Origin of the sequence: Bifidobacterium sp. ESL0704, from assembly GCF_029392075.1 — a bacterium.
Taxonomy (GTDB): Bacteria; Actinomycetota; Actinomycetes; order Actinomycetales; family Bifidobacteriaceae; genus Bifidobacterium.
Window position 1 is genome coordinate 52,624 of record NZ_CP113929.1, and the last position, 16,436, is coordinate 69,059.

Annotated in this window: 14 protein-coding genes; 3 read left to right on the forward strand and 11 right to left on the reverse strand. The window is 57.2% G+C overall.

Features of this window, described 5'->3' with window-relative positions:
* Positions 1-71 precede the first annotated feature (71 nt).
* The 5 genes from OZX64_RS00195 to OZX64_RS00215 all read right to left on the reverse strand — a co-directional run bounded on the left by OZX64_RS00195 (position 72) and on the right by OZX64_RS00215 (position 6,076).
* Positions 72-2,939 carry a phosphoenolpyruvate carboxylase gene (locus OZX64_RS00195; RefSeq protein WP_277172915.1) on the reverse strand — a complete coding sequence of 956 codons (2,868 nt, stop codon included), beginning with the start codon at positions 2,937-2,939 and terminating at the stop codon, positions 72-74.
* Positions 2,940-3,141: 202 nt separating this feature from the next.
* The gene (locus tag OZX64_RS00200) at positions 3,142-3,732 is read right to left on the reverse strand and encodes a hypothetical protein (RefSeq protein ID WP_277172917.1); all 591 of its coding nucleotides are present in this window, start codon (positions 3,730-3,732) and stop codon (positions 3,142-3,144) included.
* Between the two features lie 47 nt (positions 3,733-3,779).
* The gene (locus OZX64_RS00205; RefSeq protein WP_277172919.1) at positions 3,780-4,397 is read right to left on the reverse strand and encodes a hypothetical protein; all 618 of its coding nucleotides are present in this window, start codon (positions 4,395-4,397) and stop codon (positions 3,780-3,782) included.
* A gap of 3 nt (positions 4,398-4,400) precedes the next feature.
* A complete protein-coding gene (locus OZX64_RS00210; RefSeq protein ID WP_277172921.1) occupies positions 4,401-5,036 on the reverse strand; it encodes a hypothetical protein in 636 nt (211 codons plus the stop codon).
* Positions 5,033-6,076: a hypothetical protein gene (locus OZX64_RS00215; RefSeq protein WP_277172923.1), complete on the reverse strand. Its 1,044-nt coding sequence runs from the start codon at positions 6,074-6,076 to the stop codon at positions 5,033-5,035. Before OZX64_RS00215 ends, OZX64_RS00210 begins: the two co-directional genes overlap by 4 nt.
* Before the next feature lie 878 nt (positions 6,077-6,954).
* Between OZX64_RS00215 and OZX64_RS00220 the strand changes: the two genes are divergently transcribed.
* Complete coding sequence (locus tag OZX64_RS00220) at positions 6,955-8,694, forward strand: threonine/serine exporter family protein (protein ID WP_277157490.1); 1,740 nt, start codon at positions 6,955-6,957, stop codon at positions 8,692-8,694.
* Between the two features lie 206 nt (positions 8,695-8,900).
* On the opposite strand, the gene trpS is transcribed toward OZX64_RS00220, so the two are convergent.
* Positions 8,901-10,010, reverse strand: coding sequence for a tryptophan--tRNA ligase (gene trpS / locus OZX64_RS00225; protein ID WP_277156617.1), 1,110 nt, complete (start codon positions 10,008-10,010; stop codon positions 8,901-8,903).
* Positions 10,011-10,151: 141 nt separating this feature from the next.
* Between trpS and OZX64_RS00230 the strand changes: the two genes are divergently transcribed.
* On the forward strand, positions 10,152-10,568 hold the full coding sequence (locus tag OZX64_RS00230; protein WP_277172926.1) for a DUF3073 domain-containing protein: 417 nt from the start codon (positions 10,152-10,154) through the stop codon (positions 10,566-10,568).
* A gap of 406 nt (positions 10,569-10,974) precedes the next feature.
* Here the strand turns inward: OZX64_RS00230 and OZX64_RS00235 are convergent, their stop codons facing one another.
* Together OZX64_RS00235 and OZX64_RS00240 are read right to left on the reverse strand one after the other, a co-directional pair.
* On the reverse strand, positions 10,975-11,391 hold the full coding sequence (locus OZX64_RS00235) for a sterol carrier family protein (protein ID WP_277172927.1): 417 nt from the start codon (positions 11,389-11,391) through the stop codon (positions 10,975-10,977).
* Positions 11,392-11,651: 260 nt separating this feature from the next.
* On the reverse strand, positions 11,652-11,867 hold the full coding sequence (locus tag OZX64_RS00240) for a hypothetical protein (RefSeq protein WP_277156620.1): 216 nt from the start codon (positions 11,865-11,867) through the stop codon (positions 11,652-11,654).
* 230 nt (positions 11,868-12,097) lie between these two features.
* Here OZX64_RS00240 and OZX64_RS00245 point away from each other — a divergent pair, with 230 nt between their 5' ends.
* Positions 12,098-12,850 carry a rhomboid family intramembrane serine protease gene (locus OZX64_RS00245; protein ID WP_277172929.1) on the forward strand — a complete coding sequence of 251 codons (753 nt, stop codon included), beginning with the start codon at positions 12,098-12,100 and terminating at the stop codon, positions 12,848-12,850.
* A gap of 593 nt (positions 12,851-13,443) precedes the next feature.
* Here OZX64_RS00245 and OZX64_RS00250 read toward each other — a convergent pair.
* From OZX64_RS00250 to OZX64_RS00260, 3 genes are read right to left on the reverse strand one after another with little or no spacing between them, the layout of a single operon-like run.
* Positions 13,444-14,526: a D-alanine--D-alanine ligase gene (locus OZX64_RS00250; protein WP_277172931.1), complete on the reverse strand. Its 1,083-nt coding sequence runs from the start codon at positions 14,524-14,526 to the stop codon at positions 13,444-13,446.
* Between the two features lie 24 nt (positions 14,527-14,550).
* Entirely contained in the window at positions 14,551-14,880 is a 330-nt protein-coding gene (locus tag OZX64_RS00255; RefSeq protein WP_277172934.1) for a hypothetical protein, read from the reverse strand.
* A 5-nt stretch (positions 14,881-14,885) separates the two neighbouring features.
* Positions 14,886-16,280, reverse strand: coding sequence for a PLP-dependent aminotransferase family protein (locus OZX64_RS00260; protein WP_277172936.1), 1,395 nt, complete (start codon positions 16,278-16,280; stop codon positions 14,886-14,888).
* Positions 16,281-16,436 lie beyond the last annotated feature (156 nt).

Genomic DNA, 16,436 nt, shown 5'->3' on the forward strand with positions numbered 1-16,436 from the left:
GAAGCCTCGCCGGAATCCTTAAAAATCGGGATTGCCGGCAAGGCTTCGTTTTACCGCTTATCGGCTGCGAATCAGCCGGTGTTCTGCAGGCCGGCGGCTACTCCGGAAACCGTGCAGAGGATGAGGTAGGTGAAGCCTCCGCGCTGTTGGTCGCGGGCCAGCTCCTCGTTGTCCGTCTTCTTGGGCGCAACGGCGCTCGCATCGGCAGCGGCCTTGCCGTTGGCCTTTGCCTTGGCGGTCTCGGCGTCCTGCTTCTTCTGCAGTTCACGCTGGCTGCGCAGGGCAAGCACCTGGATGACGGAAAGGATGTCGACGTACGGCGAACGCACGCGCACGGCCTGGCCGAGCACATGACGGTGCTGCAGCGGCCAATCGTCGCCGACGATGGCGAGCACCCACTTGCGGGTGAGCTCCATTTCGTTCAGGACCTTGTCGCGCAGGTCATCGCGGTCGCCCAGCGCCAGATACATCTTGGCGATGCGTTCGTCGGTCTTGGCCAGCGACATCTCGATGTTGTCGATGAACGTGGAGAACATCGGCAGCTCCTTGTAGGCGCCGCGCAGGGTCTCAAGGTCGCCGAACTCCTCGCATGCCGAGCCGAGGCCGTACCAGGCGGCCAGGTTGATGCGTGCCTGGGCCCAGGAGAAGACCCACGGAATCGTGCGAAGGTCGTCGAGCGACTTGGCGCCGAGACCGCGCTTGGCCGGGCGTGAGCCGATCGGCAGCAGGCCGATTTCGGTCAGCGGGGTCACCGTGGAGAACCAAGGTGTGAAATCAGGCGTATTGAGCAGGTCAAGGAAGCGCTTGTGCGCGGATTCGTCGAGCTTCTGCGTCATCGGCGCGTACTTCTCGGTCATCTCAGTGGTGCGCTTCTCAACGCTCGGGGCGGATTGCAGAAGCGTCGCCGCAGCCACGGACTCGACGTGGCGGATGGCCAGCGCCTGATTGCCGTAGCGAGCGAAAATGCTCTCGCCCTGTTCGGTGAGCTTGAAGCGGCAGTTGACGGAACCGGCTGGCTGCGCAAGCACCGCACGGTTCGCTGGGCCGCCGCCACGACCGACAGCGCCGCCGCGCCCGTGGAAGAGCGTCAGGTCGATATCGTGCTCCTTGGCCCATTGCGCGATGCGCCATTGCGCCGAATGCAGCGCGAGCGTAGCGGTGGTGGGGCCGGCGTCCTTGGAAGAATCCGAGTAGCCAAGCATGACCTCGAGCTTGCCGCCGGTGGCCTTCAGGCGGGCCTGCACCTCGGGGATCTTGATCATTTCGTCAAGTACGTCGACGCAGTTGCGCAGATCCTGCAGCTGTTCGAACAGCGGGATGACGTCGATGGTCGGCACATCCTCGGGGTTCGAGAATGCCATGCGGTTGAGCTCGTAGACGTCGCGGATGTTCTGCGCGGACTTGGTGAACGAGATGATGTAGCGGCGGGCGGCCTTCTGGCCGTTGCGCTTCTGGATGGCGCCGAGTGCGCGGAAGGTGTCGAGCACCTCGTGGGTCATCGGCTGCAGTTCGCCGCGTTCGCCATGCAGGCCGTGCTCGCGGATATCCTCCAGGGCGCGGGAATGGACGAGTGAATGCTGGCGGAACTCCGTCTCGACGAGGTGGAATCCGAAGGTCTGCGCCTTCCAGATGACGTCCTGCACCGGACCGTAAGCCGCGCGCTTGTCGCCGGCAGCCGCCAGCGAACGCTGCACGATCTTGAGGTCGGCGATGAAGTCATCGCAGTTCTTGTACATCAGGTCGGCATCGCGCACAATAGTGTAATGCAAGCGGTCGGCCATGACCAGCATGACCGCGCGATGCAGCTCGTGCGAGGAAGTGGAGGCGGCCTTGTCGGTCAGGCGCTCGCTCATTTCCTTCTGGTGACTCCAAAGATTGACGAGTTCGTCGCTCGGGGGTGTTGTGACGGCTTCCATCGTCAGGTTCGTGCCGGCGGTGCGGGTCGCCTTTTCCAGCGCTTCGATGGCGTGGTCGCTGAACTTGCGGGCCACGGCGCGGCTGACCTTGGCGGTGACGTTCGGGTTGCCGTCGCGATCGGTGCCGATCCAGGAACCGGGATGGAAGAATGCGGGGCATTGCGGCTCCGAGATTCCGGCCTGGTCGCCAAGGATCCAATCGTCGAAACGGCGATAGACCTGTGGAATGGTTTCGAAAAGCGTGTTGTCGAAAATGTCGATGATGGTGTCGGCTTCCTCGACGGGTGTCGGCTTCTTGGCGCCGATCGGCGAGGTGCGGAAGAGCGCGTCAATCTCGTTATACAGACGACGGTAGTTTTCCTTCTTGTCGGACCCGCCCAGCAGCTTGCCGGCGCCCAGAAGCGTAGCGATTCTGCGGATCTTTCCTTCGACGGCCTTGCGACGCGCTTCGGTGGGGTGGGCGGTGAAGACGGGGTGGAACTCGAGTTTGTTCAGAAGCTCCTTGGCCTTTGCCGGGCCCATTTCGCCGATGAGCTGATGGTAGGCGCCGGTCAGTTCGTTGACGGGATCGGTCGCCGCGTCTTCGCCCACATTCGCCTCGCGCTTATGAAGCACCGAAACGCGGTAATTCTCCTCGCAGAGATTCGCCAGATGGAAGTAGGTGGTGAGCGCTCGCGCGAGCAGTTGCGCTTCGTGGACATTCAGGGCGTCGATGACCTTTTCGGCTTTTTCGAGGTTGTCTTCCTTGGGCTTTTCCTTGCCGATGGTTTCCGCGTAGTGTTCGGCACTCGCCTTGACGGCGTAGTCGCGTACGGTGTCGAACGTGGAAAGCAGATTCTTGTCGTACTCCCCCAGCACGGTGCGCAAAATCTCAAGGCAGAGTGCAAGGTCGTCTTTGAGCGACTGGGGAAGATCACGTTCCTCGGGGCCTTTGGTCCCGACTCCGGAAGTGAACAGTGCGGCATCAGGCTGCGTGATCGGTTGATTGTTGGCTGGCTTGTTGTTTTTGGTACTTGTAGCCATTCAGACCTCCTTCAAACCAAGTTCCGGTTGTTCGGTCTGTCGGCATTCCGCGGCTCCTCCGCAGTTGTGGTGCCATCTGTTGCGAACCCAAAGCCATTGCTTGGCGAGTACGCTTTGATTGTAGGGTGACCTAATCGACATTTATGTAACAAAAACGAGTGAAGGCCGTATTTTGGACGAAGAAGTATGCGATATGGATTGCCTACTTGGTAATGGGAACGCCGCCGTCGCCGATATCGCCTTGGACTATGAAGCGGATGGAATCGGCGATGGCGTTGAACTCCAGAGCTCCGGCTGGTAGATGACTGGTGGGGCACACACAGTTGAGCAGAGCCTCCCGGTCGTCATTCGGCAGTAGCAACGTGCACGCGAACCAGTCTTCGTGTGGTGTGGCGAATGTATAGCGAATCATCCCGATAGGTTGCTCGTCGGCGTTCGTTAGTTTCTTGGTTGCGATTTGAGCATTGGCAACGAGCGGCAGACTCCGGGCTATGGCTTGGAAGCATTCATCAAGATGCTCGTTGAGCTTGTCGGGTTCCCATGCTCGATTTTCGGTGATTCCGAAGAGGTATGCTCCACTGTCGTCCATGAATCTGGAATCGTTGCTCGTAGTCACGGATTTGCTTGTCTTGTCTCTATCCGCATCTGTTGCGTCGGCTGACAGGGTTTCGAGAATCTGCACCAATTTTTGACCGTTTGGCGCATCTGAGCCGTTTGCTTCGTTCCACGGGTGGTAGCTTTCTGGCAATGTGATTTCGACGGTGCCGTTGAATATGGTGAATCGGTTGTTCATCTTGCTCCTTGTGCCCGGGTTGTTGGTGTCGTGTTGTGTCGCATGGGTCAGTCTCCGAGGTCTTGCTGGTTGAGGTGGAATCCTTCGGAGGCTTTGAAGGTGGTGATGGGTTGGTTGGTGTGGCAGTTGTAGATGGTGATTTGCATGTCCCAGACGCCTTTGCCGTGCTTCATGTAGTAGTTCAAGCCGTTGTAAGAGGGGATTTCGGTGAAGATAGCGAAGCTAGCAAAAAACGACAAATTTTTGTCGGTCCAGACGTTCATGCTGGTGCCGTTCTGGTTGATGGCGTAGTGGTAGTCGGGGTTTGCCTTGGTGAATTCCTGTTCGTTGTGTTTGATTCGTTGGTTGTTGTAGGTGATGTTGTTGTGTCGTTGTTGTTCGGTGACGGTGATGACGATGTCGCCGTTGGGTTTGGCGCGGGCGTCGGTGAGGTATTTGGGCCCGCTGGTTTTGAGGTCGGCGGCCGCGGCTTTCGGTGTGCGGATGTCGTCCGTGTAGAAGAAATCTCGAACGATTGAGGCCGGGTAGGTGATTTTCTCGGTTTTCGGTTGTGGTGCGGGTTCGGCTTGTGGATGGCCGCAGGCGGAGAGCGGCATGAACATAGCCGTGATACAGAGGAGGAGTGCGGTGAGTGCCCGGGTTGTTGGTGTCGTGTTGTGTCGCATGGGTCAGTCTCCGAGGTCTTGCTGGTTGAGGTGGAATCCTTCGGAGGCTTTGAAGGTGGTGATGGGTTGGTTGGTGTGGCAGTTGTAGATGGTGATCTGCATGTCCCAGACGCCTTTGCCGTGCTTCATGTAGTAGTTGTAGCCAGAAAAACCTGGGATGATTGTGAATAGAGCTCCTCCAGCCCAAAACGACATGTTTTTATCTGTCCAGATAGACATTGCGGTGCCGTTTTTGTTGATCGTGTAGCGGTAGCTTGGTTTTTCTTTAGTGAAGGTTTGTCCGTTTTGCGCTATGCGTTCGTTGTTCTTTTTGATGTTTGAAAGTCGTTGCTTCTTGGTGACAAGACCAACGACATCTTTATTTTTCGATACGTAAACATCGGTAAATTCTTCGACATGATTGTTCTTGAGTGTTTTTGCAACGGCTTGTGGGGTTCGTATCGCGTCTTTTTTGTCTGGGCTGTCGTAGAGGAAGTTTTTCACGTATGTTTTGTCGAATATGATTTTCTCGGTCCGGGGTTGTTGCGGTGCGGTGTTGGCTTGCAGGGTGCCGCAGGCGGAGAGAGGCAGGAGCGTGGCCATGATGCAGAGAATCAAAGCGCAGATGACGCGAATGAAATGAACAGTGGAACGTGTCATGCGATCGCCAGCATGATGAGTATGAATGCGCCCATTACTGCGATAATGGTGGCACCGGCTGGCACTGGGCTCGTCGCAGGTATGATCTCAAGGTGCCATTGCAGGCTGAACGTTGGTATTTTCGCGGGTACTCGAACCGGTTCCGGCTTGCGAAAATCTGTCCAATGAGAGTCGTTGCTCGCGGTGATGCCTAGTTCTGAGGCAATGGAGGTATCTTTGCCGTAGTCTTGTGAAACGCCAGCTGAGACAGCAATAGAACCTTGTTGAAAGTTCATAGAATACTTCTGTGTCTTGTCACCGTGCGTACGGCTCCAAGAGAATCTTCCTCCTCCTCCTTTGTCGAGGCCAAGATCATGGTCAGTCTTCCATCTTCCGTAGCCTCGCCCCTCCGGAGCGTCAATGGGATGTCCGTTTTTATCAAGCTGGACTGAGTTGCCCATCACGCCAAAGGAAATCATGTCAAGCAGCTCATCTTTCTGTGCTTTCGCTATGGAGCCGGGTACGTTGAGTGTCACCTTCCCCTTGCCGTCTGCGGCGGATACCGAGAAACTCAGTACGAGACCCGGGCCAATTGGTTTGCTCCATTCATTGCTTACAGATAATTTGAGCGCGTACTTGAGGATTTTGTTGCCGAAGACCTTCAGCATGACCGTCAGTGCATGAGGGTCTTTTGAAGCGCTGTCGGCGTCCAAACCCTCGTTCTCCATCTTGCCGTAGAGCGCACTCACCTTGTTGTAGAAATCGATGGATGCTTTAAGGCCGCCGGTGAGGTAGGAGATGTCGAGTGTTCCTGTGGCTGCCCCGCCGTCCAGCGTGGCGGTCAATGCCTTGATTTGTTGTTGGAAGTCTTCCAGATCGGATTGAGTGGAGGAGAACTTGGTGAGTGCAGTACTGGCGTCATCGTTGACTTTCGCCCAGATTTGCTCAATCTGCTGGCGCGAGGTGTTGTTCATGTCGATGAGATCGCGCTGAGCGTTGAGGTCCACGATTCTTTGGTTCAGATGCGCGATTTTGTTGCGTATCGTATCTGAATACGGCATCGTGTCCCATTCCCTCTTGACAACATTGTGTTATAGGCCTGTGCAACAATTACGCGCATTTTATCATAAAAGAGAGATTTTTAATCATATCTGAAGCCCAATTGAAACTCATGGGTGCAAAAGGTATGATGCGATGATGTGTGGTACTGCTTGGGTACGGGAATCAATAGCGTGAGGCTGATTTCGCAAGGCATGAGTTATCAAGAGAAAAATCCAGTTGATTTCCAATTGGTGATTATCGGGCATTGATAGCACGGAAGATTTAGGGTGAGCGTGCTAAAAATGAGATATCGGGATATGTCAAAACTTATATGGTGTATCAATGTCTCTTCAATTCCAATGAAGTTTGAGCGTAGAGAACTCTGCTTGACGGGTGCGAAGTGCGCGGTGTAAGGCGTACGAGGCACTTAGGGGAATGCGAGACGCTGCAAGAAAATTGAAGGGCGATGAAGGGTATGGCGATGGCAGGCACGGGTTCGACTGGTGGCGACGCTGATGTGGATAGCGGGTTCGACGCAGCATCTATTTCGGATGATGCGGGTGACGCAGCGGGTCGTGTGACTGCGGAAAGCGGCGCTGACGATATGAACGGGCACAAGGGCTTCGGCAACGTCGCAGACGAGGAAGCCGACATGGACACGGTTGCCCGGGACATTGAGAAAACGGTGAATGTGACCGATGGCGTCAACGATGCCGACACCGGCGATGGAAGTATTGACGATATTTTCGGCGATTTGAACGAATCTGATTCCGAAGAATACCGGCGTGTGGCCAGGGCGGTGGCTTCCATCGATGACCATAAAGGCCACAATGAAGGAACTGACGACGGCGATCACCGCGATCACCGCGCCAAGGTGCACGACCGGCTGACGCATTATATGCCGTTGGACACCGCCGACATCGAGCGCGACTGGGATACGCCGGTGGTCGACGCCGGCATTGCGGCGAAGGCGAGCATCATTGCTCGTGTGGGCCTGCTCGACCTGCGCGCCGGCACGGGAAGCTTCCGCATCCGCGAGTTGATGCACCGCATCGGCTATCCGCTTGGCGTGCATGTGCGGGCGAACATCAACCTCACCGATATGGGGGTCTCGTGCAGCGATGGCGTCAGCAGGATTACGCAAGTTGTCGATTTGCCGACGACCGGAGTCAATACGGAGCGTATCTGGCTGCTTGAGCATTTCGCCGATTGGTTCAGCGTCAACATCGGCGCGCCGGCGACCACCTACCACGCGCAGACCGCGGTGTCGCAAGAGATGGTGCAACAGCTCGACAACCCCGACGCCCAACGTTCCATGCTGCGTGCCACGCAAAAAGCCCATCGTGAGATCGAGCGACGCAAACGGGTCCACGAAAAGGCCATCAAACGTGCCAAAAAGCGCGGATTCCAGCCGCCGAAGGGCGAATATGCGGAGCATTTCGAGCACATTGGCAAGACACGCGAGGATATCGCGGCCGAACGCGAGACCGCCGCTGGCCAGAACGAGCCTGGCGTTTCGCTGAAGCAAGGCCCCGTGAATGGCACTCATCATGTGCCTGAACAGCACGATGGCGTCAGGGCCGGCCAATCCTCGGTTGCGACGGCGTCGGCAGGTCAGAAGCCCCAGCCTGCCAAGTCGAAGTCCAGCCGTGGCATCACGGTACGTCAGGCGCATGAACGGCTAAGCCTCATCCAGCATCGCAAGCCGCTTTACGCGCCGTGGTTCTCGGCGATCGCTTCCGCCGTGGCATGTGCATGCTTCGTTTTCCTGCTCGGCGGTGGCCCCTACGACATGATCGGCGCGTTCGTCGGCGCGGGCGTTGGCCATTGGGTGCGGCGGCGGATGTTCATCTATCACCTGAACCAGTTCTTCGTCACGTTCGTGGCGGTTGCGGTGGCTGCGTTCGCCTGTGTGGGCACCTTGCGTCTCATCGGCGTTTTCGACCCGGTGGCGCTGCGCCACGATACCGCCTACATCGGCGCGATGCTCTTTGTCATTCCCGGTTTCCCTCTTATCACCGGCGGTCTTGATATCGCCAAAATGGACCTTCCCAGCGGCATTCAACGTTTGGTGTACACGCTCGCGCTCATCCTCATGGCCACACTCGCAGGCTGGATGGTCGCGTCCATCGTCCATCTGAGCCCGCAAGGCTTCGAGCCGCTAGGCCTGAATCCGTGGGTCAATGCCGGTTTGCGTGCAATCTGCGCATTCGGCGGTGTCTGGGGATTCTCGGTGCTGTTCAACTCGCCTCAGCGGATGTGCTTCACCGCGGCCATCATCGGCGCCATCACCGATACCTTGCGCCTGACCATCGTCGATTTCGGTATGCCGCCGGAGGCCGCCGCGTTTCTGGGTGCGATGCTCGCCGGCCTGCTTGCCTCGGTATGGCGCTCGTCGGTGCGCCACGGCTTTCTGCCGCCTTATCTGGGCTATCCGCGCATCTGCTTGACTGTGCCGTCGATCGTCATCATGGTGCCCGGCCTCTATATGTACCGCGCGATGTTCTACTTGGGCCAGTTCGACACGGCCAACGCGCTCGATTGGGCCTTCCGCGCCTTCATGGTCATCCTCTGCCTGCCCATCGGCCTGGCGATGGCCCGCGTGATTACCGACAAGTCCTGGCGCTACGACGTGTGAGATTTCAGGTTTCGTCGGCAACAAGTGCTGCTTTTGTGACGCAAATCGGCGTTTATGCGTCACAAAAGCAATAGGAATGTAGTGGACTGTTGCATTTGCGACGCAAGTTAAGGTTTTAGCGTCGTATTTGCAACAGTTTGCAATCGTTAGTTACGTTGGTGGCGCTAAGCGGATGCCAAGCGTCACCAACGTAATCAATCAATCAATCAGTACTTCATGCCCATAGCGTCGCGCACCTGGTCGAGCGTCTCCTCGGCGATCTCGTTGGCGCGCTTGTTGCCGTCGTGGATGATGTCGCGGACCGAATCCATATCCTTCGCCAGCTCCTCGCGGCGCTCGCGGTGCGGGGCGAGGAATTCGTTGACGGCCTTGGTGACGTACTGCTTCAAGGCCCCTGCGCCTGCGTCGCCGATCTCCTCGGCAATGTCCCTCGGGTCGCGATTGGTGACCAGGCCGGCGGTGGTCAACAGCGCCGAAACCTGCGGACGCTTGACTGGGTCGAAAGTGATGCGGCGTTCGGAATCGGTCGGGCTCTTCTTAATGAGCTTGGCGGTTTCCTCCGCAGTGGCGCTGAGCATAATGGAATTGCCATAGGACTTGCTCATCTTACGGCCGTCCAAGCCCGGAATCTCGGGGGCGTCGGAGAGAATTGCCGTCGGTTCGGGGAAGACGGGGTTCTTCTTGGCATACCGCTCGTTGAAGCGGCGGGCGATGGTGCGCGTGATCTCGACGTGCGGCAGGTTGTCTTTGCCGATCGGCACGACGTTGGCCTTGCAGAAGAGGATGTCGCAGGCCTGATGGACCGGATAGGTCAGCAGCAGGCCGGTCAGCGCGTGGCCGCTCGCTTCGGCTTCGGACTTGACGGTCGGATTACGCAGCAGCTCGGCTTCGGTGACCAGCGAAAGGAACGGCAGCATCAGCTGGTTTTCGCTCGGTACCGCGGAATGCGCGAAGATCATGGTCTTGTTCGGGTCGATGCCGGCGGCCAGATAGTCAAGCACCATGTTCAGCGTGTTCTCCTGAATATGCTCGGTGGTGTCGCGGTCGGTGATGACCTGATAGTCGGCGATGAGCACGTTGGTGTGCACGCCCTTGTTCTGCATCGCGACACGCTCGCGGATCGATCCGAAATAGTGACCGAGGTGCAGACGGCCGGTCGGTCGGTCGCCGGTGAGCATGGTGAACTTGCCTGGATCCTTCTCGAGCTTGGCCAAAACCGCGTCAGAACGCTTTTTCGCCTCGACAAAGCTTGCACTTATCTCATTGCCCGCCGCAGTGATCTGTTCTTTTTTCGCGTCGTTTTGTGTGTCCGCCATGACCTGCCCTTAATGTCTGGAAACCTTGAAAATCTTGTTTTTATGGTAAAAGTCTGAGCCGACAATGAAACGTAACAGATTGGGTGGTATCCTACTATATTGATGGATTAAATTGCGACTAAAAATTATTCAGGGGGTCAAATGGGCCGCGGACGTCAAAAGGCTAAACAAAAGAAAATGGCCCGTAAGCTTAAGTATTTGACAACCGATACCGATTATGACGAGCTGGCAAAGGAGCTTGGCGCGCAGGAACCGGGTAGCGGGTCGGCAGATCCGTTCGATGAAGTCGAGAAGGAATATTCAAAGACTCACGGCAAGCGACATGAAGATACGGCCGAGCAAGACGTAGACCGGCATGAGGATTCGCCGATTGACGACGATGATTTGGACGATTACGCCAAGTGGGCCGCCGAGGCCGCAGCAAAGGCGGCAAGCGGTGACAATGCGAAATCTGCTTCCAGCGCCAAGAAAGCGCCGATGCCGAAGCCGCACAAGCCGATTCACATGCCTATTCCCAGCGCTTTGCGTAAGCCGAAGCCCAAGGCCAGCGAGGCCTGAGCGGATTTTCGTGTTTCCGTATTTCTTACCATTACCGTTGGCGTTGAAGCGTCGACGGTAATTTGATTTCTGGAGATTATGCAGAGCCAGCTACGCAACGTTTGTTGGAATTAACCTGTTGGAATTAACGAAACGCTACGATCATTCATATCGTTCCGGGGATACCGGCCAGAATGTGTGTCCAAAATCAGCTCTGAGCCATTGAGGGAGTAAGCAAAGAGAAGATCCAAATTTTCCCATGCCGATCTTAAACAGCTTCTAAGCTATATGGCAGAACACTTCGATGCCTATTTGGACACACATTCTGGCCGGGATCCCGATTTCCGTGTCTAATCGCTATGAACCATATACATTGTGGCGGCAATGTTGTCGTATTTCAGCCGATGCCGGTAATTTAAGTAGTCGTTCAGTCCAGTGGTAGAAGTGCGCTCAAATTATCGCGCTCGCCCACCGCGCTGATGCGGCCGGCGTTCTTTTCTTCATCCCACTTCGTCAGCCCGCAAGTCAAGCGCAGCCACACGTCCGGGTCGAGCTCGATGACGTCTGGCGGGGTGAGATTGTGCGGGTCCGACTTCGGCCCGTCGAGAATCTTCACTGCTCCCCACGGCGCCACACGCACTTCGACGCCGGGGCCAGGAGCCTTGTTTTCTAGCAGATACAGGGAATAGCGCACGGCCATCGCCCAAGTATTGCGCGGCAGGCCGTCCGGCGAAAACGCAAGCCGTGCCTCAAGCGGTTCTCTGCGATGTGCGTCTGCCACTTTGCGCCACGCGTCCAGCGCCGCCATGCCCTTCGAAATGTCCTGTTCCCGTATCGCTGCCATAGCTTCATTGTATATGGCCGTGGTCTGCTGTCGGACTTCTGTGTCAGGCTGTCTTGTTGCTCTGCGTTTCGAAGATGCGTCGAAAAGCATGTTTTTGACCCCGATTTCGTGCTTTTCAACGTACCTTTTCTGTCCAATGCGTTCGAAAGCATGTTTCGGGGCTTGTTTTCCTGCTTTTCGACGCATCCATCGTTTCGTCGCGTCAAAGGCACGAAAAAAGGGAGCCGACCGAAATCGACTCCCCTTTTTATTGAATAAGATCAGGCGGTAGCGGTTTCCGGGCCCTGCTCGGGCTTCGGATCGGCTTCCTTATCAAGACCCAAATCGACTGGTGAAGAGCTGTTTTCCCACGGCTCTTCCCACGGATCATAGTCGGGGTTCTGCTGCTTGTACATGTACAGACCGACGACTGCAGCGAGCAGACCGCCGAAGAGCAGTGCAAAGAACTTCCAACCGTTAGAAGACTTGTTCTCCATGACGGCTCCTTTCATAAGTGTCGACCTGTGCGTCCAAGCCGACGTTGCTTCTATCCTAGCCGATGTTCTGTGACAATTGGGTGGAAAAGTGAAAAATCAGAATTCTCGCATCCCTAAACAGCGGTATTCAAAATATGATTGGCTGCTTGGTGAGGTTTTGTTGGTCAATGTCCCTATCGGGGTGTGCGGGAAGATGGGTTGTTGGGAATGGTCATCGATAAAATGGAGTAATGACCAATCAGAGCGGCGACATTCAACGGTGGTTTCGAAGGCTGAGGTACGAGTGGCGATCCAATGGGCCGGTGGTCACGTGGGCGATTGTGGTTGCATGCGTAGCGGTATGGCTTGTGGAAGTGCTGTTCAAGTATGCCTTCCCGCAACAGTTCAATACCCTGATTTTTAATGGCTCGTTCGCTTCAGGTTTGGCGGTTGTGAAGCCGTGGACGTGGTTCACGTCGATGTTTATGCATTCCCCAAATGTATTGCATGTCTTGGGCAACATGCTGACGCTGATTATCATCGGGCCGTACTTGGAAAAGCTGCTTGGGCACTGGTGCTTCCTCGCGGTTTATCTGATTTGTGGGCTCGGCGCTTCAGATGGCCTGATGGTCTACAGCTATATCACTCACGATTGGGGCACGTCCGCATACGGCGCTTCCGGCGCGTTGTTCGGGCTTTTCGGCGTGGTGCTGCTTGTTTTCCAGCGTACGCACGCGGATATTCGTGGGATGGTGATTTGGATCGTCCTCGACTTGGCGATGCCATTGTTCATTCCGAACGTGGCGTGGCAGGCGCATATCGGCGGATTTGTGATCGGCTTGGTGCTGGGTTGGTTGCTGTTGGATGGGATTCCCGCACTGCGTCGCCGCCCGTTGTGGGTACGGATGTTGGTTTACGGTGCAGTTCTCGTCGTGCTGCTGGTCGTGCTGGCGGTGGTACTGACGCCGTCGTGGCTGATTCGGCTCGGACAACAGATACCGTAGAATTTGCTGGAATGCCGTTGGCAACCGTCTGTCGGGCGGCCTCAAATACGGAAGAATCCATCCTGAACCGAATAGAGTGCATTTTTCTGACGGTGGTGTCGGGAAGGTGCGTTTTGGGTTCGGTGGGGTGCGCTTTTTGGACGGTGGCGTTGGGAAAGTGCGTTCTGGGTCCGGTGGGGTGCGTTTTTTTGACGGTGGTGTCGGGAAGGTGCATTTTGAGTCCAGTGGGGTGCGTTTTTCTGACGGTGGTGTCGGGAAAGTGCGTTGGAGCGGGGATTAGGTGCGCTTTTCTGACGTTGGAGTGGGATAAGTGCGTTTTGGGTTCGGTAGGGTGCGTTTTTTGACGGTAGCGTCGGGAAAGTGCATTTGAGCGGGGATTAGGTGCACTTTTCTGACGTTGGAGTGGGATAAGTGCGTTCTGGGTCCGGTGGGGTGCGTTTTTCTGACGGTGGTGTCGGGAAAGTGCATTGGAGCGGGGATTAGGTGCGCTTTTCGGACGCAATATATAAAAATGTGCAACCAACAGGTAGTTCGGTTGCACATTTCGGAGATCTGAACGCTGGCAGTAGACGGGCCGGTTGCTCGCCTATCCCCTATTTATCGGCGCGATGCTGGCGTAGGACGGACTCCACCAGCTGCGAGTAGAGATCGGACAGACTGTAACCGGCGGCGATGGCGGCTTGCGGTAGCTGCGAGGTCGCGGTCATGCCGGGAGCCACGTTCGATTCGAGGAACTGCGGGATGCCGGACTCGTCGACGATGAAGTCGGTGCGGGAGATGTCGCGTAGACTCAGAGTGTTGTGCGCGGTGAGTGCCGCTTCCTGCGCCGCCTTGAGCACGGCTTCGGGCAAGCGCGCGGGAACGTAGAAATCGGTCGGGCCGGGGGTCACGCGGGCTTCGTAATCGTAATCGCCGTCAGGCGTGGCCACTTCGAGCGGCGGCAGAACGAGCGGTTCCCCGTCGATTTCCAGCACGGAAACGGAAATCTCGGTACCGGTGACGGCTTGCTCCACCAGCGCAACGTCGCCATATGCGAAGCTGTTGACCATGGCTTGCGGCAGCTCGGAGGCCTTGTCGACGCGGGTGCAGCCCATCGCCGATCCGCCTTGGGTCGGCTTGACGAACAGCGGCAGCTTAAGCGAGGAGACCAGCAGGTCCACCACCTTCTTCGCACCCAGCTCGCGGAACGTCGATTCGGGCAGCGCTACCGAAACGGGCGTGGAAAGTCCGCCGAGTTTGCGCACCACGTTCTTGGCGATGGGCTTGCTCCAGGCGGTGCGCGACGCCTTGGCACGCGAACCGATATACGGCAGGCCCTCCAACTCGAGGATGTCGCGGATCGAGCCGTCCTCGCCATTGGCGCCGTGCAGCAGCGGCCAGACGATGTCGGGGCGGGTCTTGGGGTCGCTCAGATACGGCAGCAGTTCGCTGTCCATATCGTGCGTGGTGACATTCCAGCCAGCCTTTTCGAGGTAGCCGGAGACGCGGTGGCCGCTGGCAAGCGAGACGTCGCGCTCGTGGCTCATGCCGCCGCAGATGACGAGCACCTTGGTCGCCGCTCGGTCGATCGACTCGTGTTGGGTTGCGGAATGCTTGCCGTGTCGTGCTTGAAGGGTTGACGAGTCGACGACTTTGCCGGGGTTTGCGGTGCTACTGGCTTTGGTGTGACGTGCCATAATATCGCCTTTCGATGATTGATATCAGTTGAATGATATGGACTGATGATTGTTGCTATTGCGGAATCGTAACCGCTGTTGCCAATGTTGTCTGTCAGTTACCGGATAACAGGTAGAAGCGCGGGCGGTGTCTCGTTGCCTGTTGCCATTGCGGACTGTGTCTCGCAACGGTGGGAATAGCGGTAGAGGCAAGCCGGTGGCTGCTTTGTCGGTGGTTGTGGCGCTGGCGATTTGATATCCATGATTCACCTTTTGCTGATTCCTGTTGGAGGTAACGGTAACGGAGCTTGCTGCAACGGTGATGGTTTGCAGCAAAATAATATCGATTGATTTGCCGCTTCCAGCCGTCATCATTGTGCTCAGGCTTTCTTGCCGGCGGTGCCGGAGGTGCTGGAGGTGCTGGAGGTGCTGGCGGTGCTGGCGGTGCCGCTGGCAGGCGTACTCGAGGTGTGCGAAGCGTGCGTGTCCGCATCGGCCGCAGCGGTGCCGAAGAGTTCGGCGGTCTTGAGCTCGCCGTCCATCACACTTGCAAGCCGCTTGATACCCAGCGTGATCTTGTCCGGCGTCGGATAGCAGAACGAAAGGCGCATGTGGTGCGTGCCGCTGCCGTCGAGATAGAAGCCGGTGCCGGCCACGTAGGCGACTTTCGCGGTGATGGCGCGAGGCAGCATTGCCTTGGAATTCAAGCCCTCGGGGATTTTCAGCCAGATATAGAAGCCGCCCTGGGGTTTGTTCCAGGAACAGTACGGCAGATACTTCTTGAGCGCCGCGTCCATGGTGTCGCATCGCTCCTTGTACATCCCGCGGTACTGGCTGATCTGCTTCTTCCAGTCGAAGTTGTCGAGATAGGTGGTGATGGTCAGCTGGCTCATGTTCGGCGGACAGAGAATCGACGCCTCGTTGGCCAGAACGAGCTTCTTGCGGATTCCCGGAGGCGCCACGATCCACGCGATGCGCATGCCCGGCCCGATGATCTTGGAGAAGCTGGAAAGGTAGACGACGTTCTCGGCGTCCATCGAACGCAGCGCGGGGTAGGTCTGGCCATTGAAACCGAGCAGGCCGTAAGGGTTGTCTTCCACGATGAGCACATGGTATTTGCGCGCGATCTCGATGATGCGCGGTCGGCGTTCGACGCTCATCGTCACGCCGGCGGGGTTGTGGAAATTGGGCACGGTGTAAAGGAATTTGACCTTTTTGCCGGCCTTGCGCAGGGCCTCGATGGTCTCCTCGAACGATTCGGGGATAAGGCCGTCTGCATCGGTCATCGCGTTGACCACTTCGACTTGGAAGGAGGCGAAAACACCCAGCGCGCCCACGTAATTCGGGGCTTCGGCGATCACCACGTCGCCCGGGTCGCACATGATGCGGGTAATCAGGTCGATGGCGTTCTGCGAACCGTTGGAGATGACCACGTCATCGGGCTGCACGTCCTTGATGCCTTCGAGCGCCATGATCTGCAGCACGTCCTCGCGCAGATGCGGATCGCCCTGCGCCGAGCCATACTGCCAGGCCACGTCGCCCTTGTCGACGAGCATCTTGGCGATGAGCTGCGAAAGCTCCTTGAACGGCAGGTAGTCGAGATAGGGCATGCCTCCGGCCAGCGAGACCACGTCCGGACGCGAGGCGGTGGCGAACAGGGCCCGGATCTCGGAGGCGCGCATATTGTCGGCGCGGGCTGCGTAGGAATGTATCCAGGGATCACTTTTGATGACCTTCGAGCCGCCCTGTTGCGTGCCTTTGTTGACAGTTGGCATTGCCGAACCTTCTTATGCTTCGATATTCGATTACGTTGCCGGCCCGTCTACGGCGAACCGTAGGAAAACTCTAGTGCATGGGCCGTGTCTGTGCCACAGCCGCCCGTAAATCGCCACTGCTTCGTCACGGTTGGAGCGGCAAATGGTGCCGGCAGG

Excerpts from the sequence above, each read along its gene's own strand:
- OZX64_RS00205 (WP_277172919.1), bottom strand. The coding sequence starts at position 4,397 with ATGCGACACAACACGACACCAACAACCCGGGCACTCACCGCACTCCTC.
- OZX64_RS00215 (WP_277172923.1), bottom strand. The coding sequence starts at position 6,076 with ATGCCGTATTCAGATACGATACGCAACAAAATCGCGCATCTGAACCAA.
- OZX64_RS00240 (WP_277156620.1), bottom strand. The coding sequence starts at position 11,867 with ATGGAGAACAAGTCTTCTAACGGTTGGAAGTTCTTTGCACTGCTCTTC.
- OZX64_RS00260 (WP_277172936.1), bottom strand. The coding sequence starts at position 16,280 with ATGCCAACTGTCAACAAAGGCACGCAACAGGGCGGCTCGAAGGTCATC.
- OZX64_RS00245 (WP_277172929.1), top strand. The coding sequence starts at position 12,098 with ATGACCAATCAGAGCGGCGACATTCAACGGTGGTTTCGAAGGCTGAGG.
- trpS (WP_277156617.1), bottom strand. The coding sequence starts at position 10,010 with ATGGCGGACACACAAAACGACGCGAAAAAAGAACAGATCACTGCGGCG.
- OZX64_RS00210 (WP_277172921.1), bottom strand. The coding sequence starts at position 5,036 with ATGACACGTTCCACTGTTCATTTCATTCGCGTCATCTGCGCTTTGATT.
- OZX64_RS00250 (WP_277172931.1), bottom strand. The coding sequence starts at position 14,526 with ATGGCACGTCACACCAAAGCCAGTAGCACCGCAAACCCCGGCAAAGTC.
- OZX64_RS00235 (WP_277172927.1), bottom strand. The coding sequence starts at position 11,391 with ATGGCAGCGATACGGGAACAGGACATTTCGAAGGGCATGGCGGCGCTG.
- OZX64_RS00195 (WP_277172915.1), bottom strand. The coding sequence starts at position 2,939 with ATGGCTACAAGTACCAAAAACAACAAGCCAGCCAACAATCAACCGATC.
- OZX64_RS00220 (WP_277157490.1), top strand. The coding sequence starts at position 6,955 with ATGCCGTTGGACACCGCCGACATCGAGCGCGACTGGGATACGCCGGTG.
- OZX64_RS00200 (WP_277172917.1), bottom strand. The coding sequence starts at position 3,732 with ATGAACAACCGATTCACCATATTCAACGGCACCGTCGAAATCACATTG.
- OZX64_RS00230 (WP_277172926.1), top strand. The coding sequence starts at position 10,152 with ATGGGCCGCGGACGTCAAAAGGCTAAACAAAAGAAAATGGCCCGTAAG.
- OZX64_RS00255 (WP_277172934.1), bottom strand. The coding sequence starts at position 14,880 with ATGATGACGGCTGGAAGCGGCAAATCAATCGATATTATTTTGCTGCAA.